Annotated in this window: 20 protein-coding genes and 2 pseudogenes; 15 read left to right on the top strand and 7 right to left on the bottom strand. The window is 59.0% G+C overall.

Annotated features, from left to right (window positions below):
* The first annotated feature begins 60 nt into the window (after positions 1-60).
* From AC0L7P_RS02210 to AC0L7P_RS02155, 12 genes and pseudogenes are all read left to right on the top strand, one after another.
* Positions 61-837, top strand: coding sequence for an enoyl-CoA hydratase (locus AC0L7P_RS02210; protein WP_473434291.1), 777 nt, complete (start codon positions 61-63; stop codon positions 835-837).
* A 153-nt stretch (positions 838-990) separates the two neighbouring features.
* Complete coding sequence (rpsT, locus tag AC0L7P_RS02205) at positions 991-1,257, top strand: 30S ribosomal protein S20 (RefSeq protein ID WP_473434290.1); 267 nt, start codon at positions 991-993, stop codon at positions 1,255-1,257.
* Positions 1,258-1,916: 659 nt separating this feature from the next.
* Positions 1,917-3,269, top strand: coding sequence for a chromosomal replication initiator protein DnaA (gene dnaA / locus AC0L7P_RS02200; protein ID WP_473434289.1), 1,353 nt, complete (start codon positions 1,917-1,919; stop codon positions 3,267-3,269).
* Positions 3,270-3,430: 161 nt separating this feature from the next.
* Positions 3,431-4,549, top strand: a pseudogene (gene dnaN / locus AC0L7P_RS02195) (DNA polymerase III subunit beta).
* A gap of 57 nt (positions 4,550-4,606) precedes the next feature.
* Positions 4,607-5,699, top strand: a pseudogene (recF, locus tag AC0L7P_RS02190) (DNA replication/repair protein RecF).
* Complete coding sequence (locus AC0L7P_RS02185) at positions 5,696-6,316, top strand: LysE family translocator (RefSeq protein WP_473434288.1); 621 nt, start codon at positions 5,696-5,698, stop codon at positions 6,314-6,316. Before recF ends, AC0L7P_RS02185 begins: the two are co-directional and overlap by 4 nt.
* 140 nt (positions 6,317-6,456) lie before the next feature.
* Positions 6,457-8,874 (top strand): DNA topoisomerase (ATP-hydrolyzing) subunit B, encoded by a 2,418-nt coding sequence (gyrB, locus tag AC0L7P_RS02180; protein WP_473434287.1) that lies wholly within the window; start codon positions 6,457-6,459, stop codon positions 8,872-8,874.
* A 371-nt stretch (positions 8,875-9,245) separates the two neighbouring features.
* Positions 9,246-10,139, top strand: a complete 894-nt coding sequence (gene galU / locus AC0L7P_RS02175; protein ID WP_473434286.1) for a UTP--glucose-1-phosphate uridylyltransferase GalU — start codon at positions 9,246-9,248, stop codon at positions 10,137-10,139.
* 3 nt (positions 10,140-10,142) lie between these two features.
* Positions 10,143-11,243, top strand: a complete 1,101-nt coding sequence (locus AC0L7P_RS02170; protein WP_473434285.1) for a glycosyltransferase family 2 protein — start codon at positions 10,143-10,145, stop codon at positions 11,241-11,243.
* A 111-nt stretch (positions 11,244-11,354) separates the two neighbouring features.
* A complete protein-coding gene (locus AC0L7P_RS02165) occupies positions 11,355-12,323 on the top strand; it encodes a glycosyltransferase family 2 protein (protein WP_473435526.1) in 969 nt (322 codons plus the stop codon).
* The gene (locus tag AC0L7P_RS02160) at positions 12,320-14,017 is read left to right on the top strand and encodes a DUF5927 domain-containing protein (protein ID WP_473434284.1); all 1,698 of its coding nucleotides are present in this window, start codon (positions 12,320-12,322) and stop codon (positions 14,015-14,017) included. Before AC0L7P_RS02165 ends, AC0L7P_RS02160 begins: the two co-directional genes overlap by 4 nt.
* 3 nt (positions 14,018-14,020) lie before the next feature.
* Positions 14,021-15,421, top strand: coding sequence for a nodulation protein NodH (locus tag AC0L7P_RS02155; protein ID WP_473434283.1), 1,401 nt, complete (start codon positions 14,021-14,023; stop codon positions 15,419-15,421).
* Positions 15,422-15,430: 9 nt separating this feature from the next.
* On the opposite strand, the gene AC0L7P_RS02150 is transcribed toward AC0L7P_RS02155, so the two are convergent.
* From AC0L7P_RS02150 to AC0L7P_RS02125, 6 genes are all read right to left on the bottom strand, one after another.
* Positions 15,431-15,895: a PTS sugar transporter subunit IIA gene (locus tag AC0L7P_RS02150; RefSeq protein ID WP_473434282.1), complete on the bottom strand. Its 465-nt coding sequence runs from the start codon at positions 15,893-15,895 to the stop codon at positions 15,431-15,433.
* A 43-nt stretch (positions 15,896-15,938) separates the two neighbouring features.
* Positions 15,939-16,517, bottom strand: a complete 579-nt coding sequence (hpf, locus tag AC0L7P_RS02145; protein ID WP_473434281.1) for a ribosome hibernation-promoting factor, HPF/YfiA family — start codon at positions 16,515-16,517, stop codon at positions 15,939-15,941.
* 223 nt (positions 16,518-16,740) lie between these two features.
* On the bottom strand, positions 16,741-17,511 hold the full coding sequence (lptB, locus tag AC0L7P_RS02140) for an LPS export ABC transporter ATP-binding protein (RefSeq protein WP_473434280.1): 771 nt from the start codon (positions 17,509-17,511) through the stop codon (positions 16,741-16,743).
* Positions 17,511-17,999, bottom strand: a complete 489-nt coding sequence (locus AC0L7P_RS02135; RefSeq protein ID WP_473434279.1) for an LptA/OstA family protein — start codon at positions 17,997-17,999, stop codon at positions 17,511-17,513. Before AC0L7P_RS02135 ends, lptB begins: the two co-directional genes overlap by 1 nt.
* Positions 17,996-18,619 carry an LPS export ABC transporter periplasmic protein LptC gene (gene lptC, locus AC0L7P_RS02130; protein WP_473434278.1) on the bottom strand — a complete coding sequence of 208 codons (624 nt, stop codon included), beginning with the start codon at positions 18,617-18,619 and terminating at the stop codon, positions 17,996-17,998. Before lptC ends, AC0L7P_RS02135 begins: the two co-directional genes overlap by 4 nt.
* Positions 18,620-18,700: 81 nt before the next feature.
* Positions 18,701-19,312, bottom strand: a complete 612-nt coding sequence (locus AC0L7P_RS02125) for a ribonuclease D (protein WP_473434277.1) — start codon at positions 19,310-19,312, stop codon at positions 18,701-18,703.
* Between the two features lie 259 nt (positions 19,313-19,571).
* Here AC0L7P_RS02125 and AC0L7P_RS02120 point away from each other — a divergent pair, with 259 nt between their 5' ends.
* Together AC0L7P_RS02120 and AC0L7P_RS02115 are read left to right on the top strand one after the other, a co-directional pair.
* Entirely contained in the window at positions 19,572-20,594 is a 1,023-nt protein-coding gene (locus AC0L7P_RS02120; RefSeq protein ID WP_473434276.1) for an aspartate-semialdehyde dehydrogenase, read from the top strand.
* A gap of 489 nt (positions 20,595-21,083) precedes the next feature.
* Positions 21,084-21,278 carry a hypothetical protein gene (locus AC0L7P_RS02115; protein ID WP_473434275.1) on the top strand — a complete coding sequence of 65 codons (195 nt, stop codon included), beginning with the start codon at positions 21,084-21,086 and terminating at the stop codon, positions 21,276-21,278.
* Between the two features lie 3 nt (positions 21,279-21,281).
* Here the strand turns inward: AC0L7P_RS02115 and AC0L7P_RS02110 are convergent, their stop codons facing one another.
* Positions 21,282-21,929, bottom strand: coding sequence for a carbonic anhydrase (locus tag AC0L7P_RS02110; protein ID WP_473434274.1), 648 nt, complete (start codon positions 21,927-21,929; stop codon positions 21,282-21,284).
* Between the two features lie 141 nt (positions 21,930-22,070).
* On the opposite strand from AC0L7P_RS02110, the gene AC0L7P_RS02105 reads away from it, so the two are divergent.
* Positions 22,071-22,460, top strand: coding sequence for a hypothetical protein (locus AC0L7P_RS02105; RefSeq protein ID WP_473434273.1), 390 nt, complete (start codon positions 22,071-22,073; stop codon positions 22,458-22,460).
* Positions 22,461-22,482 lie beyond the last annotated feature (22 nt).

Genomic DNA, 22,482 nt, shown 5'->3' with positions numbered 1-22,482 from the left:
AACGCAGCGAATCCTTGGTAAGGCTGCAAGGCTTACGTCCACTGCGAAAGCTCCTACGCCATGGCCTATAAGACGATCATCGTCGAAATTGCGGATCACGTCGCACAGATCCGGTTAAACCGCCCCGACGCCCTGAACGCCCTGAACAGCGAACTTTTGGGGGAATTGGCACAAGCCGTGACCGAGGCGGACAGCAACGACAAGGTGCGTTGCATTGTGATTTCCGGCTCGGACAAGGCATTCGCTGCCGGGGCGGATATCAAGGAAATGTCCGAAAAAACCTTTGTGGATGTCTTTGTCGGAGAAATATTCGCCGCCGAGATGGCCGCGCTGGAAAATTGTCGCAAGCCGATTATTGCCGCCGTTGCAGGCTATGCTTTGGGCGGCGGGTGCGAGTTGGCGATGGTCTGTGATTTCATCATCGCCGCCGACACCGCCAAATTCGGCCAGCCCGAAATCAATCTGGGTGTCATCGCGGGGATGGGCGGTTCGCAACGCCTGACGCGGTTGGTGGGAAAATCCAAAGCGATGGAAATGCATCTGACGGGCCGATTCATGGATGCCGACGAGGCCGAGCGTTCGGGCCTGGTCAGCCGTGTGGTGCCGGCCAAGAAGCTTATGGAAGAGGTTTCGGCGACTGCCCAGAAAATCACCGAAAAATCGGCGCTGGCCGTGATGGCCGCCAAAGAGGCCGTGAATCGCAGCTATGAAACCACCCTGCGCGAAGGGCTGTTGCACGAACGGCGGTTGTTCAACGGGTTGTTCGCCACAGAGGACCAGAAAGAAGGCATGAATGCCTTTATGGAAAAGCGCGAACCACAGTTCCGCGACCGCTGAGCCATTTGCCGCTATACAAGACCGCCGGGCCGCGCTATATGCCGCTCAACATGCGCGTGAGGCCCGCTCGGCCAGATTCGCCCGGTATTGAACCCGGGGTCGGGGTTTCCCGCGTATAACGCATTTTGAAAAACCGACGAAAGAGATCACACCATGGCAAATTCGCCCCAGTCCAAGAAACGCGCCCGCCAGAACGAAGCCCGCTTTCAGGTCAACAAAGCCCGTCGTTCGCGGATTCGCACCTATCTGCGCAAGGTCGAAGAGGCCATCGCCACCGGTGACAAAGAGGTGGCAACCGCCGCCCTGCGCGCCGCCCAGCCCGAGCTGATGCGCGGCGTGACCAAAGGCGTTTATCACAAGAACACGGTTGCGCGGAAAATGTCGCGCTTGTCCAGCCGGGTGAAATCCATCGGCGCCTGAAGCCTTTCAGACATCGTTGAACGAGATCGAAAAACGCGCCCCAGAGGCGCGTTTTTTGCTTTGTGGATTTTGTGGGTTTGTGGATTTCCTGCCACCGTACGCGGTGGTTTTCACAGCACTGTGAGATTCGCTCGGGCAATGTCAGAGTCAACATCATAGTTCTGTTGCAGAGCTGTGAAGCCCCTTGCTACGTTGATCCTGCGATTCACGTCGCTTGGGGGGACATGACAGGACGGAGCCGTCTGAAGGGGCGCAAGAGCAGGGTGAAACTCTGCCCGCTACCCCGGAAATCGGGCCGTCCACCTGTTGAAGATTTGGCGCCGCGTGGGGCGGATCCAAGTGTTCAGCGCCTGCTTTGGCGGGGGTTTCGGGGGCGTTTGCCACCGGACATGTCCATGGAACGATCGCCGCCAATGTGCGGAGTATTCTTGCCGGCTGTGGTCTGCGCCACATGCAGGTCGGCAGGTTATTTGTTGCCATTTGCCAGTTTGGCATCTGATCCCGAATCGAGCCTTTGGGCCGGGGTCTGGTGTGGTCTGGCGATCCCATTGCGGTGTTGTCGTGCAACGACGGGGGCCATCTGCGGGCGCCCGCAACGAGCAGTTCGGATCGGGCCAGTCTGGTTCGAAAACAGGCGTATTTGGGGATTTAAGGCAAAAATGACGAACGAAATCTGGGGGACGGTCCGGCAAGAGTTGCTCAAGTCGGTGGGACATAACAATTACAGGAACTGGATTGAGCCGTTGGAATTTGCCGACCTGCGTGATGGGGTCGTTCTGTTTCATGTGCCGACGGTGTTCATGGGCGACTGGGTATCGCGCAACTTTGGCGATCAGATTCTCAGCCAGATGGGCAAAAGCGGCGAGCCGGTAAAGCGGATCGAATTCCGCGTTCCGCCAAATGCCGCGCCGCGCCCCACGGCAACCGCGCCCCGGCCCGCAGCCCGCGCCGCAGCACCCGAGGCCGATCTGCCGGGCGCCTCTCTGGATGATCGGTTCACCTTTGATACCTTTGTTGTGGGCAAACCCAACGAATTGGCCCATGCCGCCGCGCGCCGCGTGGCCGAGGGCGGGCCGGTGACATTCAATCCGCTGTTTCTTTATGGTGGTGTCGGGCTGGGCAAGACTCACCTGATGCACGCCATCGCCCATGAACTTCAGACCCGCGATCCAGGAATCCGCGTGTTGTATCTGTCGGCGGAGCAATTCATGTACCGCTTTGTGCAGGCCCTGCGTGACAAGCAGATGATGGATTTCAAACAATTGTTCCGCTCGGTCGATGTGCTTATGGTGGATGATGTGCAATTCATCGCCGGAAAGGACAGTACCCAAGAGGAATTTTTCCACACGTTCAACGCCCTGGTGGATCAGCGCAAACAGATCATCATTTCTGCCGACCGCGCCCCGGGTGAAATCGAAGGTCTGGAAAGCCGGATCGTTTCGCGCCTGCAATCGGGCCTTGTGGTGGATTTGCACCCAACCAGCTATGAGCTGCGCCTTGGCATCCTGCAACAAAAGGTCGAACAATATCGCCCGCAGTTCAAAGGCGTGGTCCTGGCTGATGGTGTGCTTGAATTCCTGGCCCATCGCATCACCTCAAACGTCCGGGTTCTGGAAGGCGCACTCATGCGTTTGTTCGCCTTCGGGAGTCTGGTGGGGCGCGAGATTGATCTGCAACTGACCAAGGAATGTCTGGTCGATATTCTGCGCCAGTCCGATCGCAAGACGACGGTGGAAGAAATTCAGCGCAAGGTGTCGGATCACTATAACATCCGCCTGTCCGATCTGATTGGCCCAAAACGCGTGCGCACCTTTGCGCGGCCCCGTCAGGTGGCGATGTATCTGTGCAAACAACTCACCCAACGGTCCCTGCCCGAAATCGGTCGCCGCTTTGGCGGGCGCGACCACACGACGATCATGCACGGGATCAAGCGGATCGAGGAACTGAAGCAGAAGGACAGCCAAATCGCCGAAGATATCGATCTGCTGCGCCGTTCGCTGGAAGATCAGTAGAATAACTGCTGAAAATGATCATGGATCATGGGCGGGGCCTTGACGCCCCCGCCATTCCCTTTGACAGTCCAGTGAAATTGTTCCGCTCAGGGCGGGCCGAAAAATTGTTGCGTCGGGGGCTGAAACCGTTAGATTTCACCCCGGCATCAGGTGAGGTGGATATGAAGCTCAGCATCGAACGCGGCACATTGCTCAAGGCGGTCGCACACGCGCAATCGGTGGTCGAGCGGCGCAATACGATCCCGATTTTGGCCAACGTGTTGATCGAGGCCGAAGGAAATTCGGTAAGCTTTCGCGCCACAGATCTGGATGTCGAAGTGGTGGACAAGGCCAGTGCCCAGGTCGAACGCGCAGGCTCGACCACAGTTGGCGCTGTGACGCTTCATGAAATTGTGCGCAAGCTGCCCGATGGTGCGCTGGTGTCGTTGTCCGACGATGGCGCTTCGGGGCGGTTGGTGGTTGAGGCGGGGCGGTCGAACTTTCAGGCTCGCGACTCTGCCGCGCGAAGACTTTCCGGTGATGGCCACGTCCGAATATACCAGCAATTTTTCGGTTTCGGCCCCGGTGTTGCGCCGGTTGTTCGACAAAAGCAAATTCGCCATTTCAACCGAGGAAACCCGGTATTATCTGAACGGCGTCTATATGCATGTGTCAGATGACGGGGGGAAATGGCGCTGCGCTGTGTGGCGACCGACGGTCACCGGCTGGCGCGGATCGACGCGCCCCTGCCGATGGGGGCCGAAGGCATGCCCGGCGTGATTGTTCCGCGCAAGACCGTGGGCGAAATGCGCAAGCTTCTGGATGATGACGAGGCGTCGATTGCCGTTTCGGTGTCGGAAACCAAGGTGCGCTTTGCCACCCCGGCCATCACCCTGACATCCAAGGTGATCGATGGCACCTTCCCCGATTATTCGCGGGTCATTCCAAAGGGGAACACCAAGCGGATGGAAGTGGACGCCAAGGAATTCGCCAGCGCGGTCGATCGTGTGGCGACCGTCAGTTCCGAGCGGTCGCGCGCCGTGAAATTGCAGATCGACGAAGACCGCCTGATCCTGTCGGTGAACGCGCCGGACAGCGGCAATGCCGAAGAAGAGCTGGCCGTCGCCTATGGTGATGACAAGTTGGAAATCGGGTTCAACGCCAAATACCTGCTGGAAATTGCCAGTCAGGTTGATCGGGAAAACGCCGTATTCCTGTTCAACTCGTCGGGCGATCCGACGCTGATGCAGGAAGGCAACGACACATCGGCGGTCTATGTCGTCATGCCGATGCGCGTGTGACGGGCCGACCCTGCGGGGCGAGTATTTTCTGTCAGTAAAAAATAGGGTTTGGACGCGATGGGGCTGTCGGTTGATCGGCTGGAACTGTCGCATTTCCGGTCGCACCGGCGTGTGGCGCTGGATCTGTTGCCACACCCTGTGGCGATTTACGGGGCCAACGGTGCGGGCAAGACCAATCTGATCGAGGCGGTTTCGCTGTTGTCGCCGGGGCAGGGCCTGCGCCGGGCTGCGGCGGATGAGTTGGTGCGTCGTCCCGAGGCTTTGGGCTGGCGGATCGGGGCGGGGCTGGCCGGGCATGAGATAGATACCCGCGCCGAGGCCGGGCAATCACGGGTGACGCGGATTGACGGCAAGGTGGCGCCACAGGTGGCGCTGGGCCGGATTGTGCGGATGCTTTGGCTGGTGCCATCCATGGATCGGTTGTGGATTGAGGGTGCCGAAGGGCGGCGACGGTTCTGGGATCGTATGACCCTGAGTTTTGAGCCGGATCATGGCGAGGCGGTGCTTATCTATGAAAAGGCGATGCGCGAGCCGCAACCGTCTGTTGAAGGATCAGGTGCGCGAGCCGGGGTGGTATGGCGCGCTTGAGGTGCAGATGGCCGAGGCGGGCGCCCGGATTATCGCCAACCGGGCCGGCGCTTTGGCCCGTGTCATGGCCGCGCAACGCCGCGCCCCGACCGATTTTCCGATCAGCGATCTTGAGGCATTGAGCGCGGCGGATGAGGAGGCCCGCACGGTGGATGACCTGACCGTGGCATTTCGCGAGGGGCGGCGGCGCGATATGACAGCGGGACGTACCCTTGCCGGACCGCACCGGGCCGATTTGGGGGCGGTTTATGCGTCAAAGGCGGTGCCGGCGGCCCAATGTTCCACGGGCGAGCAGAAGGCGATGCTGATTTCCCTGATTTTGGCGAATGCGCGGGCCTTGGCGGATGAAACGGGCGCGGCGCCGATCCTGTTGCTGGATGAGGTGGCGGCCCATCTGGACCGTGATCGGCGCGCGGCGCTGTTTGATGAGATATGTGCCTTGGGGGCGCAGGCCTGGATGACGGGCACCGGGGCCGAGATGTTTGATGAGTTGAAGGATCGGGCGCAATATCTTGTGGTCCGCGAGGACGCGGGGCAATCGGTGGTGGAGCGGATTTCATGACAATTACAGCGGGGCAGTTGGCCCTTTATGCCGGGGCACTGGTGGTTTTGTTCCTGACGCCGGGGCCGGTTTGGGTGGCGCTGGTGGCGCGGGCCATGGCGGGTGGGTTTCAGGCGGCCTGGCCTTTGGCGTTGGGCGTGACAATTGGCGATGCGCTTTGGCCGCTGCTGGCTGTTCTCGGGGTCACTTGGGTGGTGTCGGCATTTTCCGGCTTTATGGTGGTTTTGAAATGGATCGCGGCCGTGGTGTTTCTGGCGATGGGTTTTGCCCTGTTGCGCAATGCCGGCCGCCAGATCGGCAAGGACAGTCGCCTGACCCGCCCGGGCAAGTGGGCCGGGTTTGCCGCTGGTGTTGCCGTGATTCTTGGCAACCCCAAGGCGATCCTGTTTTATATGGGCGTTCTGCCCGGGTTCTTTGATCTGACGACGGTGACAGTGGCGGATATTGCTGCGGTCGTGGTGATTTCGATGGTCGTGCCTCTGGTGGGCAATCTGTGCTTTGCGTTGTTCATCGACCGGGCGCGCCGGGTGCTGAGTTCGCCTGCGGCGCTGCGCCGGATCAACAGGATTTCGGGTGCTTTGCTGATCCTTGTGGGGCTGGTTATTCCGTTGATCTGATCCGCAGTTGACGGAGATATGTGCGGCACGACAAAGGCGCAGGATTCCCGGCGGCTCATGGCCGTGAAACTTGTGCCAATGGCGTGACAACCCCCGGCGAAACCCCTATAAATCGCGGACAAACACAACAGCAGGCCCTCATGTCAGATACCCCCACGACCCCCGAAGAATACGGCGCTGATTCTATCAAGGTTCTCAAAGGCCTGGATGCTGTTCGCAAGCGTCCGGGGATGTATATCGGCGATACCGACGATGGCTCGGGCCTGCACCATATGGTGTATGAGGTGGTCGACAACGGCATTGACGAGGCGCTGGCGGGCCACGCCGATGCGGTGAATGTGAAAATCCACGCTGATAACAGCGTGTCGGTGTCCGATAACGGGCGTGGCATTCCGGTGGGTATCCACGAGGAAGAGGGGGTTTCAGCCGCCGAGGTCATCATGACCCAACTGCACGCGGGCGGGAAATTCGACCAGAACTCCTATAAGGTGTCGGGGGGGCTGCACGGGGTTGGTGTTTCGGTGGTGAATGCGCTGTCCGACTGGCTGGAGCTGCGGATCTGGCGGGACGGCAAGGAACATTGCGCCCGGTTCGAGCGGGGCGAGACCGTCAAACATCTTGAGGTGGTCGGCGATGCTGGTGGCCGCAAAGGCACTGAGGTGCGGTTTCTGGGCAGCACCAGCACGTTTTCCAATCTCGACTATGTGTTCAAGACCCTTGAAAACCGCCTGCGAGAACTGGCGTTCCTGAATTCCGGCGTGCGGATCATTCTGGAAGATGAACGCCCTGCCGAACCCCTGCGCACCGAGCTGTTTTATGAAGGCGGCGTCAAGGAATTCGTCAAATATCTCGACCGTTCCAAAGGGTCGATCCTGGACGAGCCGATATATATGACCGGCGAGAAAGATGGCATCGGCGTGGAAATCGCCATGTGGTGGAACGACAGCTATAACGAAATGGTGCTGCCGTTTACCAATAACATTCCCCAGCGCGATGGCGGCACCCATCTGGCGGGCTTTCGCGGGGCGCTGACCCGGACGATGAACCTCTATGCCGGGTCTTCTGGCATCGCCAAAAAGGAAAAGGTGAACTTTACCGGTGACGATGCGCGCGAGGGGCTGACCTGTGTTCTGTCGGTCAAAGTGCCGGATCCGAAATTCAGTTCTCAGACCAAGGACAAACTGGTCAGTTCCGAGGTGCGCCCGGCGGTTGAGGGCATGGTGAACGAAAAGCTGGCCGAGTGGTTCGAGGAAAACCCGAATCTGGCCAAGCAGATCATCGGCAAGGTGGTCGAGGCCGCTCTGGCCCGCGAGGCGGCCCGCAAGGCGCGTGAGATGACCCGCAAGAAATCGACGCTGGATGTCGCCAACCTGCCCGGCAAGCTGGCCGATTGTCAGGTCAAGGATCCGGCCCTGCGCGAAGTATTCATCGTCGAGGGCGACAGCGCCGGCGGATCGGCCAAACAGGGGCGGTCGCGGTATAATCAGGCGGTTCTGCCCCTGCGCGGCAAGATCCTGAACGTCGAACGGGCACGGTTTGACCGGATGCTTGGGTCAGATATGATCGGGATGATGATCACTGCTTTTGGTGCAGGGATCGGGCGCGACGAATTCGACATCGAAAAGTTGCGCTATCACAAGATCATCATCATGACCGACGCCGATGTGGACGGCGCGCATATCCGCACGCTTTTGCTGACTTTCTTTTTCCGCCAAATGCCTGAGATCATTGAAAAAGGATACCTCTATATCGCCCAGCCGCCGCTTTACAAAGTGGCGCGCGGCAAATCCGAGGTGTACCTGAAAGATCAGGCGACCCTTGACGATTACCTGATTGATCAAGGGATCGAGGGCGCGATGCTCCGCCTCAAGACCGGCGAGGAAATCGTAGGTGCCGATCTGGCCCGCGTTGTCAGCGGGGCGCGAAATGTGCGCCGGATTCTCGAAGCGTTTCCAACCCATTACCCCCATTCGATTTTGGAACAGGCGGCGATTTCCGGCGCCTTCGTTCCGGGTGCGGCCGATGCCGACCCGCAGGGCACCGCCAATCGGGTGGCGGACCGGCTTGATCTGATTGCGGCGGAATATGAAAAGGGCTGGAACGGGCGGATCACTCAGGATCACGGCATTCGTCTGGCGCGGCTGCTGCGCGGTGTGGAAGAGGTGCGCACGCTGGATGGCGCGGTTTTGCGGTCGGGCGAAGCACGGCGTCTGGGCGCCTTTACCGAAGATCTGCAAGACACCTATCGCCATCCGGCCCATCTGGTGCGCAAGGATCGCGATACGCCGATCTATGGCCCGCTCGATTTGCTGAGCGCAATCCTGCGTGAGGGCGAAAAGGGGCTGTCTTTGCAACGCTATAAGGGCCTGGGCGAAATGAACCCCGACCAGCTATGGGAAACCACCCTGGACCCCGAAGCGCGCACGCTGTTGCAGGTGCGGGTCGATGATGTGGCCGAGGCCGACGACATCTTTACCAAACTCATGGGCGATGTGGTGGACCCCCGTCGCGAGTTCATCCGCTCAAACGCGCTGAACGTAGAGAACCTCGACTTCTGATGGCTTGTCGGTGGGCGGTATCTTTTCGTGCCGCTTGGGCCGCTATTGATGAATAATAGACATGGTATCAATCATTTGTGCCGCCAAGCGTTCGTTTGACACATTTGCAGTGTTCCGGCCCCAGACGGGCGACAGCATGAAAGTCGCAAGGCAACGTGGAAAGCCACCTTTCCCCGTGCCGCGCGAAAATAGCGGGGGATCGGGTTTTGGCGTGTGGCGTTGCGCGCTCTCTTGTACTGTGCGACACCGAGGCAGGAATTTACGTTGGCCTTTTACTTATCCCCAGAGATATACAGAGACTTGCGCACACCCTTTTCCCTCAGGTTGCGGGGCAATGAGTTAACAAAGGCGATTTATAACAAGGAGTCGATATGCGACGGAAAGTGACGAAAGCGGTATTCCCGGTCGCCGGGCTGGGAACGCGTTTTTTGCCGGCGACGAAATCTATTCCCAAGGAAATCATGACCTTGGTTGACAGGCCGCTGATTCAATATGCGATTGACGAGGCCCGCGCAGCCGGGATCAGAGAGTTCATTTTTGTTACCTCGCGCGGCAAGTCCGCGCTTGAGGATTACTTCGATCATGCGCCCGAACTGGAAACTGCCCTGCACAAGAAGGGCAAGACCGACATGCTCGACATGTTGCGCGATACCAACATGGACAGCGGTGCAATCGCCTATATCCGGCAGCACAAGGCGCTTGGCCTTGGCCATGCGGTTTGGTGCGCCCGCCGTTTGATCGGGAATGAACCTTTTGCGGTGATCCTGCCCGACGATGTGATCGCGGCTGAAAAGCCCTGTCTGCAACAGATGGCCGAAGCCTATGAGGAAACCGGGGGCAACATGGTTGCCGCCATGGAGGTGCCGCCTGAAAAGGCATCGGCCTATGGTGTTCTTGATGTGGCCGAGGACATGGGTTCCATGGTCAAGGTCAAAGGCATGGTTGAAAAACCCAGCGCAGAAGAAGCCCCCAGCAATCTGGCGGTGATCGGGCGCTATATCCTGACGCCCAGCGTGCTGAACACCTTGAACAAGATGAAATCGGGCGCTGGTGGTGAAATTCAGTTGACCGATGCCATCGCCAAGGAAATCGGCGGCGAAGACGGTGTTTATGGTCTGCGGTTCCGGGGGCAGCGGTTTGATTGCGGCTCCAAGGCCGGGTTCCTTCAGGCGACGGTGGCCTTTGGTCTGTCCCGCCCTGACCTGTCGTCGGAGTTTTCGGGCTATCTGAACGAGTTGGTATCCGGTCAGAAAGCCGCGCAGTAAGGCATGAGCGCGGCGTGGCGCGCATGGCGGGCATACCGGTTACGTTGGAAGCGCCGGTATCTTCTGTCGCGCGCCCTTCGCAAACGCCGCCAGCTCGCGCCTGTTCAGGATCGAACAGGCCAAATCCGGCCCGGCCAGATTTTACTGTTCTGCACCCTGCGCAACGAGGCCCTGCGCCTGCCGTATTTCCTCGATCATCATCGCGCCTTGGGGGTCGATCATTTCCTGTTTGTGGACAATGACGGCACCGATGGCACCGCCGATCTTTTGCGCACACAGGGCGATGTGTCACTTTGGCAGACCGCTGACAGTTATAAGAAGTCCCGCTTTGGAATGGATTGGATGGGCTGGTTGCAGATGCAGCACGGCCACGGGCATTGGTGCCTGACGCTGGATGCGGATGAACTGCTGATCTATCCGTTTCATGATCGTATCGGCCTGCATGGGCTGACGGGCTGGCTCGACTCGCGTGGCTGGAACAGCTTCCGCACCTTGATGATTGATCTCTATCCCAAGGGCCCCTTGGGTGATGCGCCCTGTCACGCGGGCCAGAATCCGGTTGAATCGCTCGCCTGGTTTGACGGCGACAACTTTACCGATCATCCCCGCCCGGAATTGCAAACCCTGCTAACCCGGGGCGGAGTGCGGGCGCGCCACTTTTTTGCCACCGCCCCGGAACGGGCGCCGACCATGAACAAGACGCCGCTGGTGAAATGGCATCGCCGGTACAGTTACCTTGATTCCACCCACTCTTTGTTGCCGCCCCGGTTGAACCGGTCGTTTCCCGAACCCGGTGTCGCCAGACCCACCGGCGCGCTGCTCCATACCAAGTTTCTGAACACCATCGTGGCCAAATCGGCAGAGGAAAAGCAACGCCAGGAGCATTTTTCCAACAGCGCGCTTTACGATGATTACTATGACGGGTTGATCGCCAATCCCGATCTTTGGGTGCCCACGGCGCAGCGGTTTGAAAACTGGCAACAGCTTGAATCTCTTGGCCTCATGTCACGCGGCGCATGGTCGGGGGTGCGGGAAATGTTGATTCATCGAGGGTGCTTCGCTAACATTCTTTGCAAAATCAGACAGGAAATCCTGTCTTGTTAACGGTTAATCGTGCATTCACAGGCTAGATGCCAGATGGGTGGACGACAGGCACGACAAGGATGATCCGTGGGCGCGATTGAGTCATTTCGGCTGAGACTGCGGCGGCGCAGGATGCTGTTGCGCGCGTTTCGCAAGCGGCGTGATCTGGCGCCGGTCCAGAACCGCACAGGTGCCATTGGGCGGGGCGATATTTTGCTGTTTTCCACCCTGCGCAACGAACGGGTGCGGCTACCGTATTTTCTGCAATATTATCGCGACATGGGGATCGGCCATTTTCTGATGGTGGACAATGACTCTGACGATGGCACCGGCGATTATCTGGCGCAGCAACCCGATGTTTCCCTCTGGCACAGCAGCCGCAGTTATAAATCCGCGCGTTACGGGGTCGATTGGATGAACCGGCTGTTGCGGGCCTATGGCCACGGTCATTGGACGCTGAGCGTGGATGTGGATGAATTTTTTGTCTATCCGTTCTGCGATACGCGGCCCATTGGTGCGCTGACAGATTGGCTCGACGCGAGCGAGGTGAAATCTTTTGGCGCGATGATGCTGGACATGTATCCAAAAGGCCCCCTGTCGGCCCATCATTATCACGAGGGGCAGAACCCGATCGAGATCGCCAATTGGTTCGATTCTGGAAACTATACGATCACCAAGAATCAAGCCTATGGGAACCTTTGGATTCAGGGCGGGCCGCGGGCGCGGGCGTTTCTGGCAGGCAAACCGGCGCGCGCACCGGCGCTGAACAAACTGCCGCTGGTGAAATGGGACCGACGCTTTGCCTATACCAGTTCGACGCACATGATCCTGCCACGGGGGCTGAACAAGGTTTATGACGAAGACGGCGGTGAAAAGACATCCGGCATCCTGCTGCACGCCAAATTCCTGGATACCCTGGGTGAAAAAGCCCGCGAAGAAATCAAGCGCCGCGAACACTTTGCCGACAGCACGGAATACAAGGCCTATCACGCGCGGCTGCAACAGGAAGACCCCGATCTTTGGTGCAAGTGGAGCGAGAAATATATCAACTGGCGTCAGCTTGAGATTCTCGGCCTGATGTCAAAGGGCAACTGGGCATGACCGTTGGCGTCGTGATGATGTGCCACGATGCACTGGACCGCGCGGCGCAGGTTGCGGGCCATTGGGCGCGGCACGGTTGTCCGGTGGTTATCCATGTTGATCGGCGGGTGTCGGCCGATGCCTTTGATACCCTGCGCCGCGATCTGGGCGCCTTTGAAAATATACGGTTTTGTGGCCGTCATGCCTGTGAATGGGGCACATGGTCACTGGTTGCGGCGGCGCAGAACGGGGCGGAAATGATGCTGCGGGATTTCCCCAGGGTACAGCACGTTTATCTCGCCTCTGGTTCGTGTCTGCCTCTGCGTCCGATTGGCGAACTGCGCGCCTATCTCGCGGCGCGCTCGGACACCGATTTCATCGAAAGCGTGACAACCCAGGATGTGCCCTGGACGGTGGGGGGCCTTGATCGCGAACGGTTCACCCTGCGGTTTCCGTTTTCATGGAAACGCCACCGCCGCCTGTTTGATTCCTATGTCCGCCTGCAACGGCGGCTGCGCCTGAAACGCCATATTCCCGACGGGGTTGAGCCGCACATGGGGTCGCAATGGTGGTGCCTGACCCGCCGCACCCTGAGCGCGATTCTCAACGATCCGCGTCGCGCCGAATATGACAGATATTTTCGCCGCGTCTGGATTCCCGATGAAAGCTATTTTCAGACCCTGGTGCGCCTTCACACCACCCGGATCGAAAGCCGGTCCCTGACCCTGTCCAAATTTGATTATCAGGGCAAGCCGCACATCTTTTACGACGATCATCTGCAACTTTTGCGCCGGTCCGATTGTTTTATGGCGCGCAAAATCTGGCCCCGGGCAGAGCGGCTTTATGCCAATTTCCTGTCCGATTCGCTTGCCACCGAAAGCCGGGCCGAGCCGAACCCCGGCAAGATTGACCGCATCTTTGCCAAGGCGATCGAACGGCGTACACGAGGGCGCGCCGGCCTGTATATGGGCAGCCGCTTTCCCAAACCTGGCTGGGAAAACGGCAAGACCTGCGCGCCTTATTCGGTATTTCAGGGGTTTGGTGATCTGTTTGACGGGTTTCAGCCATGGCTGCGCAAGGCGACAGGCGCGCGGGTTCACGGGCATCTCTATGGGCCGGATCGCGCCGAATTCACTGATGGGCATTCGATCTATGCCGGGGCTTTGCCCGACACCGCCGGGTTGCGCGATTACAATCCGGGGGCCTTTCTGACCAATCTGGTGTGGAACACCCGAGGCGAACGCCAGTGTTTCCTGTTCGGCCCGGGGGATCAGCAAAAGATCGTCCATTTTCTGGCCGACGATCCAAACGCCAATATCTCAATTATTTCCGGTGCTTGGGCGGTGCCACTGTTTCGCGCCAGTGGTGACTTTGCCGATCTGCGCCGCGTCGCTGCCCGGTTGCAACAGGTGGAATCCCGGCAGTTGGCCCGCCTGCGCCGGATCACCACAAAGGCCCGGGTGCGGATCTGGACCATGGCCGATTTTGTCGATGCCCCGATGGAACCGTTGCAGACGATCATTGATGAAATCGGCCTGCGCAGCCCCCGCCGCCTGACCGAAGCGCCACAGATGCATGATTTGACAGGTTTTGGACAGTTCCTTCAAAACCTGAAAAATCAGGGGATGCAGCCCTATCTGATGGGGGATTTCCCCAGCGGCGATGAAACCGACACTCTGCCGCCTGCGCGGCGCAAACCCTATCTTGTGGGATAATCCATGGCCCCGACCTTTGACTCTTTCATCTTGCTGGCAGAAATGCGCACCGGCTCGAATTTTCTTGAAGACACGCTGAACACCTTGCCGGGGCTGCGCTGCTGGGGCGAGGCGTTCAATCCCACATTCGTGGGCCATGCTGGCAAGACGGAACAGGCCGGCGTGACCCTGCCCATGCGCGAGGCTGATCCGCTGCAATTGCTGTCGGTCATGCAGGCGCGCACCGACGGGATCGCGGGGTTCCGGTTTTTTCATGATCATGATCCCCGGGTGCTGGCCCATTGTCTGGCCGATCCGCGCTGCGCCAAGGTGGTGCTGACGCGCAATCCGCTGGACAGTTACGTGTCGCGCGAAATCGCCCGTGAAACGGGGCAGTGGCGGCTGGGCGATATGAAGAACGCGAAAACCGCCCGCATCACCTTTGATCCCGATGGGTTTACCCGTCATCTGACGCGCATCCAATTGTTTCAGCAAGAGGTGTTGCGCACCCTTCAGGTGTCGGGGCAAACCGCGTTTTACATCCGCTATGACGATATAAACGATGTTGAAATCCTGAACGGCCTGGTGGCCTTTCTTGGGGTTGAGGCGCGGCTGGATCACGCCAGTGGCAAGACCAAGGTGCAAAACCCCGGCACCCTGCGCGACAAGGTCATCAATTACGATGCCATGACGGCGGCCCTGTCATCCCATGATCATTTCGATCTGGGCCGCACCCCGAATTTCGAACAGCGGCGCGGCCCCAATATCCCGGGTTTCGTTCTGGCCGCCGAAAGTCCGCTGGTGTTCATGCCTATCCGGGGCGGGGCCGAGGGGCGGGTGATTGAATGGCTCACCGCGCTGGATGGGGCCGCGCCCCATTGCCCCGAGATGACGCAGAAGGATCTGCGGAAATGGAAACGTCAGAACCCCGGGCATCGCAGTTTCACGGTGGTGCGCCACCCGGTTGCCCGCATCCACGAGGTGTTTCACACCCATATCCTGCCGCCGGATGACGAGGAGTTCGGTGATCTGCGCAACATTCTGCGCGACCGGTACAACGTACCCTTGCCCGATGATGGGCTGGCCGATACGGGCGTCCAAAAGGCGGCGTTTCTGGAGTTTATCAAATTCGTCAAAGGCAACCTTGGTGGTCAGACCAGCGTTCGCGTCGATCCCGCATGGGCGACCCAATCGGTGGTGATGCAGGGCATGGCACAGTTCATGTCGCCGGACATGATTCTGCGCGACACCCAGCTTGAACAGGGGTTGGGCGCGCTGGCGGATCAGATCGGTAAAACCGCGCCGCCCCTGCCTGCCGAAACCACGGCCCTGCTTGATCGCATCTATGACGATGACATCGAAGCGGCGGTGCGCGATGTTTATCAGCGGGACTACATGATGTTCGGCTATCGCGCGTGGCGCTGAATTGCTCGTTCAGGCGGCCTGACTGGTTGTCAGCTCGGTCAGGATGGTGTGCAGCACGGCGGGGTCATCGTTGGCGCGCAGTTTGCCGCACAGGGTTTGGTCACGCAATGTGCGCGATACCAGTGCCAATGCTTTGAGGTGTTCAACACCGGCACTTGACGGGGCGAACAGCGCAAACACCAGATCCACAGGTTTGCGATCCGCCGCCGAGAAATCCATCCCCCGCTCAATGCGCAGAAAGATGCCACTGACGTATTTTGCATCGTCCAGACGGGCATGGGGCAGGGCGATACCATGCCCCACAGCCGTCGGACCCAGACTTTCGCGTTCCATCAGCGCCTCAACCGCGCGGGTTGCGGGCAGGCCATGCACCGTGTGGGCCAGTTCACCAAGTTCCTGAAACAGACGCTTCTTGCTGGTCATTGATCCCACGACACGAATGGCCGAAGGGCTGAGGATCTTCGAAATTTGCATATAGTCCTGTCCGACCGGGTGTCAGCCACCTGGCCGCACCCTCCTATTTTGCCGTGCCTGGATCAATCCACCCGATGTTGCCGTCTTCACGACGATACACGATATTGACCCCGGCGTCCTGCTTTTCGTTTCGGAACACCAGCACTGGTGCGCCCGCCAATTCCATTTGCATCACCGCCTCGCCGACCGAGAGGCTGGGAATCTTGGTTTCCATCTCGGCGATGATCATCGGAGCAAGGGTTTCAGGCTCGTCCGCGTCATCACTGCCATTCGCGGCGAGGATATACGAGGACGCACCGGAAAGTTCAACAGGCACCGCGCGTGCCGTGTGATGATCCTTGAGCCGACGTTTGTAACGGCGCAGCTGCTTTTCCATTTTTTCGGTGGCGCTGTCGAATGAGGCGTAAATTTCGGTTGCCCGGCCCCGGGCCTGAACCGTCAGGCCAGTGGAAAGATGCACAACAGATTCGCAAACAAACTCATGAGCGTCCTTTGAAAACACGATCATCGTATCGGTGGGACGGCCGGGATATTTCCCGATCATTTCATCCACTTCGGTCTGCACATGGGTTTGCAGCGCCTCGCCGATGTCGATCTGTTTGCCACTGATTTGATATTGCATCATGCCCTCCTGGGTTGCCGAATATGGCGGATTACCGGTGCCAACGTGCTGGCACCCGTGCTTGCGAACGCTTGGCCGCATGAACGGGGAATATGCCGTGTTCCCGCGGTTTGCGCCGCGTTCCTGCTCCTGTGAACGATGGTGTCGCTTCTGTCATTACCACCATTTGGAGCGGTAAACCTGCGACCTGTCAATGGAAACTATCGCACAACCTGAGAGAGAATCACGAAATCCGAAATCCCTGCCCCAGGTAAACACGTTGCACATTTTCATCCTGAACCACCTCATCGCTGGTGCCGCTCATCAACACATGTCCATCATGTAAGATATAGGCGCGATCAACGATTCCAAGGGTTTCACGGACGTTGTGATCGGTGATCAGCACACCGATGCCACGGGTTTTAAGATCGGCGACCAATCCGCGGATTTCGGCCACAGCGATCGGATCGACCCCGGCAAAAGGTTCATCCAGCAACACATAGGACGGATTCGCGGCCAGACAGCGGGCGATCTCCACCCGCCGCCGCTCGCCACCTGAAAGGGCGGGCGCCGGGGTGCGGCGCAGGTGCGAGATCGAAAATTCGTTCAGCAGGTCTTCCAGGCGGTCGTGCTGTTTGCCGCGCCCTTTGGTGCTGATTTCGAGGATTGACAGGATGTTGTCCTCGACGCTCATCCCGCGAAAGATCGACATTTCCTGTGGCAGATATCCGATACCCAGCTTGGCACGGCGGTACATGGGCAGGCTGGTCACATCGCGCCCGTCGATGATCACTTGCCCGCCTTCGGGTTGAACCAACCCGGCGATGGCGTAAAAACAGGTGGTTTTGCCTGATCCGTTCGGCCCCAACAGTGCCACGATTTCCCCCCGACCAAGATCCAGCGATACGTCGCGGATCACCGGGCGCTTGCGATAGCTTTTGCGCAGGTTGCGAATTTGCAAACCGCCGGTTGTTGCCGTCGCAGCGATGGTTAGATGCGGGCCGTCTGCCGACATCAGTTGTTGCCGGATTGGAACACGGTGCGCACCCGACCTTCAAGGGTGCCGGTGCCGTTGTTCAGATCAATGACCAGCGAGTTTGACGACAATGCCGTCTGCCCTTGGGTCAGGACCACATCACCGGTCATCACCACGGTGCCCTTGTCGATGGAATAGACCGCCTCGCGCGCTTCGGCGGCCTCGGCGCCATTCACCAGAGTGACCCCGCCCGAGGCGTGCATTTCCGATATCCGTCCGGCGGCGCCAGTGGCATAGATCACCCGCACCTTGCCCGCGCTCAGACGCATTTCACCCTGAGTAATCAGCACGTTACCTGTAAACGTCGCGCTGCCATCCGACTGGTCGAGCTGGAGCTGATCCGACGCAACCTCAACCGGCTGTGTCGTGTCCTGTTTCAACCCGCCAAAGGTGATGTCGGTGCCTTGGGCCACCGCCTGCCCAAGTGTCAGCATCAGCACCATGGCCGATAGTATGATCCGCGTCATTGCCCGCCTCCCTGCGTTGGCTGGGGCTGGTATATCAGGTGAACACCGCCCTTGAAAACAAGAACATAGGCCGGGCCACCCCCGGCATCGCCCTGACGCAGCGCCATTTGCCCCGCGCTCAGATCGCCCAGCGGCCCCTTGGCGGTGATCGCGCCCCCGGTCTGCACATCGGTTGCATCCAGCGCCGAGGTCAGCCCTTCGGTGTCGATCACATATCCGGTTGAGGTTTCGATCCGCACGCCGCCGCTCATATCCGCCAACTGCGTGCCGGTGTCGATCACCCCGGTGCCCGCCGTCAGGTCGAGAATGCCGCCATCCGGGGTTTGCAGCCGCGCATGCAGGCGTGTTGCCGTCACCCGGTCGGCCGTGTCGGGGCGGGCGCTTTCGGCGGCCATGGTGATGGCGGTGCCGTCGCTGGTCATTCCTGAATAATCGGGGTTCTTGATGCGTTGTTCGCGCAAAATTGCTTCGACTTCGACTTCGGAATAGGGGATCGCGCGGTCCGGGTCGGCCTTGCGCGATACCAGAAACAGGGTCGAAAGGATGGCCAGCGCCACCAGCGGCAAAAGCACCTTGAGCCATGCCACCAACCGGGAATGGAAATTGTCATAACTGGCCAAAACGGCAATCCCATTCTGTCATGGCCACCAATCTATGTCCGGTGGGCCGCCGGAAAAAGGGGCGCTTGCAATAACCTGCCGTTAATGGGCGAAAATATCCATCTCGGGCCAACCGGCCAGATCCAGCGCGGCGCGGCTGGGCAGGAAATCGAAACAGGCCTGGGCGATCTCTGCGCGCCCCTCGCGCACCAGCCGTTTGTTCAGTGCCTTGCGCAGCGCATGCAGGTGCAGCACGTCCGAGGCGGCATAATCCAACTGCGCGGCACTTAACGTGGCGGCGCCCCAATCGCTTTGTTGTTGGTACTTCGAGATGTCGATACTCAGCAGTTCTTGCAGCAGATACTTCAGCCCGTGCCGGTCCGTATAGGTGCGCACCAGTTTACTTGCGATCTTGGTGCAATAAACGGGCGCCGTGACCGCGCCAAAGGCATTCAGCAGCGCGGCAATATCGAAGCGGCCAAAGTGAAACAGCTTCAGAACCGCCGGATCGGTCAGCATTTTACACAGGTTGGGCGCCTCGGTCTGGCCCGGTGCGACCTGCACCAGATGCGCGTTGCCGTCACCGCCCGACATCTGGATCAGGCACAGCCGGTCGCGATGCGGATTCAACCCCATGGTTTCACAGTCGATGGCCACGACCGGGCCAAGGGACAGCCCGTCAGGCAGATCGTTCTGATACAAATGGTTGGTCATGATTGTCCCTTGTGGTTGGGCCCTGTCATAGGGGCAGATCCGGCGCCGCGCAATTGCCCTGGCGGCGCAGGGTAAACATGATCACTGCGCCCATGATCAGCGCAGTCACGATTTTCTCCGGTGCGCCGATATCTGCTGTCATGCTGACTCCGATACGGAACATGAATGGTTTGCCCCACAAAAGCACATTCGCCAACCCTTTCCCTTGGGGGCTTCATGGGCTATCAGGCGCCGTCATACGACATTAAGGAGTCCCCAGATGGGTTACAGAATCGTCGTCGCAGGCGCCACGGGCAATGTGGGCCGCGAAATGCTGAGCATCCTGGCCGAACGCGGCTTTCCGGTTGATGAGATTGTCGCGCTCGCGTCGCGCAAATCTTTGGGAACCGAGGTCAGCTTTGGCGACAGAACCCTGAAGACCAAGGATCTCGACACCTTTGATTTCACCGGTTGGGATATGGCGCTGTTTGCCGTCGGCTCGGATGCCACGAAAATCTATGCGCCCAAAGCGGCCAAGGCGGGGTGTGTGGTGATCGACAATTCGTCGCTTTACCGTTACGATCCGCAGATCCCGTTGATTGTTCCCGAGGTGAACCCCGATGCAATTTCGGGCTATTCCAACAAGAATATCATCGCCAATCCGAATTGTTCGACCGCGCAGATGGTTGTCGCGCTCAAACCGCTGCATGATCGCGCGCGGATCAAACGGGTGGTGGTCAGCACCTATCAATCGGTGTCCGGTGCGGGCAAAGAGGGCATTGACGAACTGTGGGATCAGACCAAAAGCATCTATAACCCCACCGACGACAAGCCGGCGAACAAGTTCACCAAACAGATCGCTTTCAACGTGATCCCGCATATCGATGTTTTCCTTGATTCCGGGGATACCAAGGAAGAATGGAAAATGGTCGCCGAGACGAAAAAGATCGTCGACCCCAAGATCAAGGTCACGGCGACCTGCGTGCGCGTGCCGGTTTTTGTCGGCCACGCCGAATCGATCAACATCGAGTTTGAGGATTTCCTCGATGAGGACGAAGCCCGCGATATTCTGCGCGAGGCGCCGGGCATCATGGTCGTCGATAAGCGTGAAGATGGCGGATATATCACCCCTGTTGAGTGTGTGGGCGATTTCGCCACCTACATTTCCCGTATCCGGCAGGACAGCACCATCGAAAACGGGCTGAACCTGTGGTGCGTTTCCGACAACCTGCGCAAGGGCGCCGCCCTGAACGCGGTGCAGATTGCCGAGCTTCTGGGCAATCGGGTGCTGAAAAAGGGCTGATCGCCCACCGCCCGCCTTGGCGTTTCGTCGGGCGGGCGGCTTTTAATTGCCCGTCCGAATTTATTTTCCGCACTTACCCCTTTGTTTTTCAATGAAAACAACGAGATACATGATGGTTACCATGACCATGCTGATTGAAACTTGTTCGGTAAAGAATCGTAAATAATCTCTGCGATATAAGAAAACCATCGACTCGGACGATGTTCGGGAGAGGGAAGAAGCGGAAAACGTGATCGGTGTCTGGTGTGCAGGGGTGCGCGCCTGATCAAATGCCGGTCAATATTTTCCGCATGCGATGACCCAGACGCCCGGATCTTGTGGCGCCGTCATCCATCGGGGCATTCGAATGATGCCCCCGCCACGGGCGCGCCCCGGACGGCACCATTATGGAATATCATGAAACCAAGGCCCCTGCGGCGGTATGGTTGCGTCGCAGGGGCGCAAGCAAAAGTGTTGCCGGTCATCCGGCCTAAGTGCAGGATTGCGACGATGTATCTGAAACTCTCTGAAAAGGCCCGCATGGGCCGCCGGGCAGCGTTGATTGCGACACGGATGCCGCAGATCAACATTTTCTGGGACGGCACGATATGCGACACGTCCGACCACACGGTGATGGCACATCTGGCGGACCTGCGCATTCGGATGGGGCAGTATCGGCTGGCGCTGGCGCCCCGGATCACCTGACCCCTACAGGGCGGTGAACCTGCTGATTGCGGGATCATAACCCAAAAGATCGCCCTCGCCGATATCTGTCCACAATCCGTGCAGGCTCAGCCGGTCGTTGCGCACGGCGTCGGCCACAAAGGGAAATGTCATCAGGTTATCCAACGAAATCTGCACCGCCAAATGCCCCAAAGCAACCACCCGGTCTTCATCCTCGCCACTGGGGAGATCGTCAAAACTGGGGCGCAGAATATCCATCCAGCGCCCAATAAAGCTGGAGTCTTTCTCAAGATCAGGGGCGTGGCCGGAACACATGTCGTAACATCCCTGCACGCCGCCACAGTTGGAATGGCCCAGCACGATGATATGGGCGATTTTCAGCACGCTTACCGCATATTCGATGGTGGCCGAGGTGCCGTGATGGTCACCATTGTCGGTAAAGGTCGGCACCAGATTGGCGATGTTGCGGTGGATAAAGAACTCGCCCTGCTCAGCGCCGAAAATCGAGGTGACATGCACGCGGCTGTCACAACATGAAATCACCATGGCGCGGGGCCGCTGCCCCTCTTCGGCCAAACGGCGATACCATATCTTGTTTTCGCTGTAAGTGGTTGCCTTCCAGCCATGATACCGCTGAATCAGATAGCTGGGAAGCGGGCTGACGAATTCCATCTTAAAATCCCTTTGCCTGTGTCTTGTGGCCAACGTGTAGTGCGTATTTTCAGGAAATTCGAGGGGTTTCTTTTGATGCGTGACAACGAATTGTTGAGCGTTCCGTGCGAAACTGCCGCGGGGGCAGAGAGGTGGACGGTTATGAGAAATGGGGAACGCGTTACTGCGTTGCGGCCTGTCGAGGATGTGTCGATCGATGCGGATTGCCTGTCGCGCCTGCGCGACGCGGGGCGTGGCGGGCAGGCGGATCGGGTGATTGGTGAATCGCTTGAGGATCTTGCCTTGGGCCTGTCGCGGATCGCCGGGGCCTATCGGCAGGATCGGTTTGACGACATGACCGGTGAAGGCGTGGCCATCGGACGTATCGCCGGGCGGATCGGCCTTGATCGTATGGCGCGTGTTGCATTGACGGTGGCCGCCCTTGCGCGGGGAAACGACGGTGTTGCGCTGGCGGCGAATTTGGCGCGGCTTACCCGAATGGGCAACGATGCTCTGGGTGCGATCTGGGATCTTCAGGATCAGATTGTCTGATGGTGTGAAACGGGGCTTGCGG

The sequence above is a fragment of the Oceaniglobus sp. K40-3 genome, assembly GCF_055808395.1.
Note: the sequence above shows the minus strand (reverse complement) of the source record. Positions and strands in the feature narration are given on the sequence as shown.

Excerpts from the sequence above, each read along its gene's own strand:
- AC0L7P_RS02210 (WP_473434291.1), top strand. The coding sequence starts at position 61 with ATGGCCTATAAGACGATCATCGTCGAAATTGCGGATCACGTCGCACAG.
- rpsT (WP_473434290.1), top strand. The coding sequence starts at position 991 with ATGGCAAATTCGCCCCAGTCCAAGAAACGCGCCCGCCAGAACGAAGCC.
- dnaA (WP_473434289.1), top strand. The coding sequence starts at position 1,917 with ATGACGAACGAAATCTGGGGGACGGTCCGGCAAGAGTTGCTCAAGTCG.
- AC0L7P_RS02185 (WP_473434288.1), top strand. The coding sequence starts at position 5,696 with ATGACAATTACAGCGGGGCAGTTGGCCCTTTATGCCGGGGCACTGGTG.
- gyrB (WP_473434287.1), top strand. The coding sequence starts at position 6,457 with ATGTCAGATACCCCCACGACCCCCGAAGAATACGGCGCTGATTCTATC.
- galU (WP_473434286.1), top strand. The coding sequence starts at position 9,246 with ATGCGACGGAAAGTGACGAAAGCGGTATTCCCGGTCGCCGGGCTGGGA.
- AC0L7P_RS02170 (WP_473434285.1), top strand. The coding sequence starts at position 10,143 with ATGAGCGCGGCGTGGCGCGCATGGCGGGCATACCGGTTACGTTGGAAG.
- AC0L7P_RS02165 (WP_473435526.1), top strand. The coding sequence starts at position 11,355 with ATGCTGTTGCGCGCGTTTCGCAAGCGGCGTGATCTGGCGCCGGTCCAG.
- AC0L7P_RS02160 (WP_473434284.1), top strand. The coding sequence starts at position 12,320 with ATGACCGTTGGCGTCGTGATGATGTGCCACGATGCACTGGACCGCGCG.
- AC0L7P_RS02155 (WP_473434283.1), top strand. The coding sequence starts at position 14,021 with ATGGCCCCGACCTTTGACTCTTTCATCTTGCTGGCAGAAATGCGCACC.
- AC0L7P_RS02150 (WP_473434282.1), bottom strand. The coding sequence starts at position 15,895 with ATGCAAATTTCGAAGATCCTCAGCCCTTCGGCCATTCGTGTCGTGGGA.
- hpf (WP_473434281.1), bottom strand. The coding sequence starts at position 16,517 with ATGCAATATCAAATCAGTGGCAAACAGATCGACATCGGCGAGGCGCTG.
- lptB (WP_473434280.1), bottom strand. The coding sequence starts at position 17,511 with ATGTCGGCAGACGGCCCGCATCTAACCATCGCTGCGACGGCAACAACC.
- AC0L7P_RS02135 (WP_473434279.1), bottom strand. The coding sequence starts at position 17,999 with ATGACGCGGATCATACTATCGGCCATGGTGCTGATGCTGACACTTGGG.
- AC0L7P_RS02125 (WP_473434277.1), bottom strand. The coding sequence starts at position 19,312 with ATGACCAACCATTTGTATCAGAACGATCTGCCTGACGGGCTGTCCCTT.
- AC0L7P_RS02120 (WP_473434276.1), top strand. The coding sequence starts at position 19,572 with ATGGGTTACAGAATCGTCGTCGCAGGCGCCACGGGCAATGTGGGCCGC.
- AC0L7P_RS02115 (WP_473434275.1), top strand. The coding sequence starts at position 21,084 with ATGTATCTGAAACTCTCTGAAAAGGCCCGCATGGGCCGCCGGGCAGCG.
- AC0L7P_RS02110 (WP_473434274.1), bottom strand. The coding sequence starts at position 21,929 with ATGGAATTCGTCAGCCCGCTTCCCAGCTATCTGATTCAGCGGTATCAT.
- AC0L7P_RS02105 (WP_473434273.1), top strand. The coding sequence starts at position 22,071 with ATGAGAAATGGGGAACGCGTTACTGCGTTGCGGCCTGTCGAGGATGTG.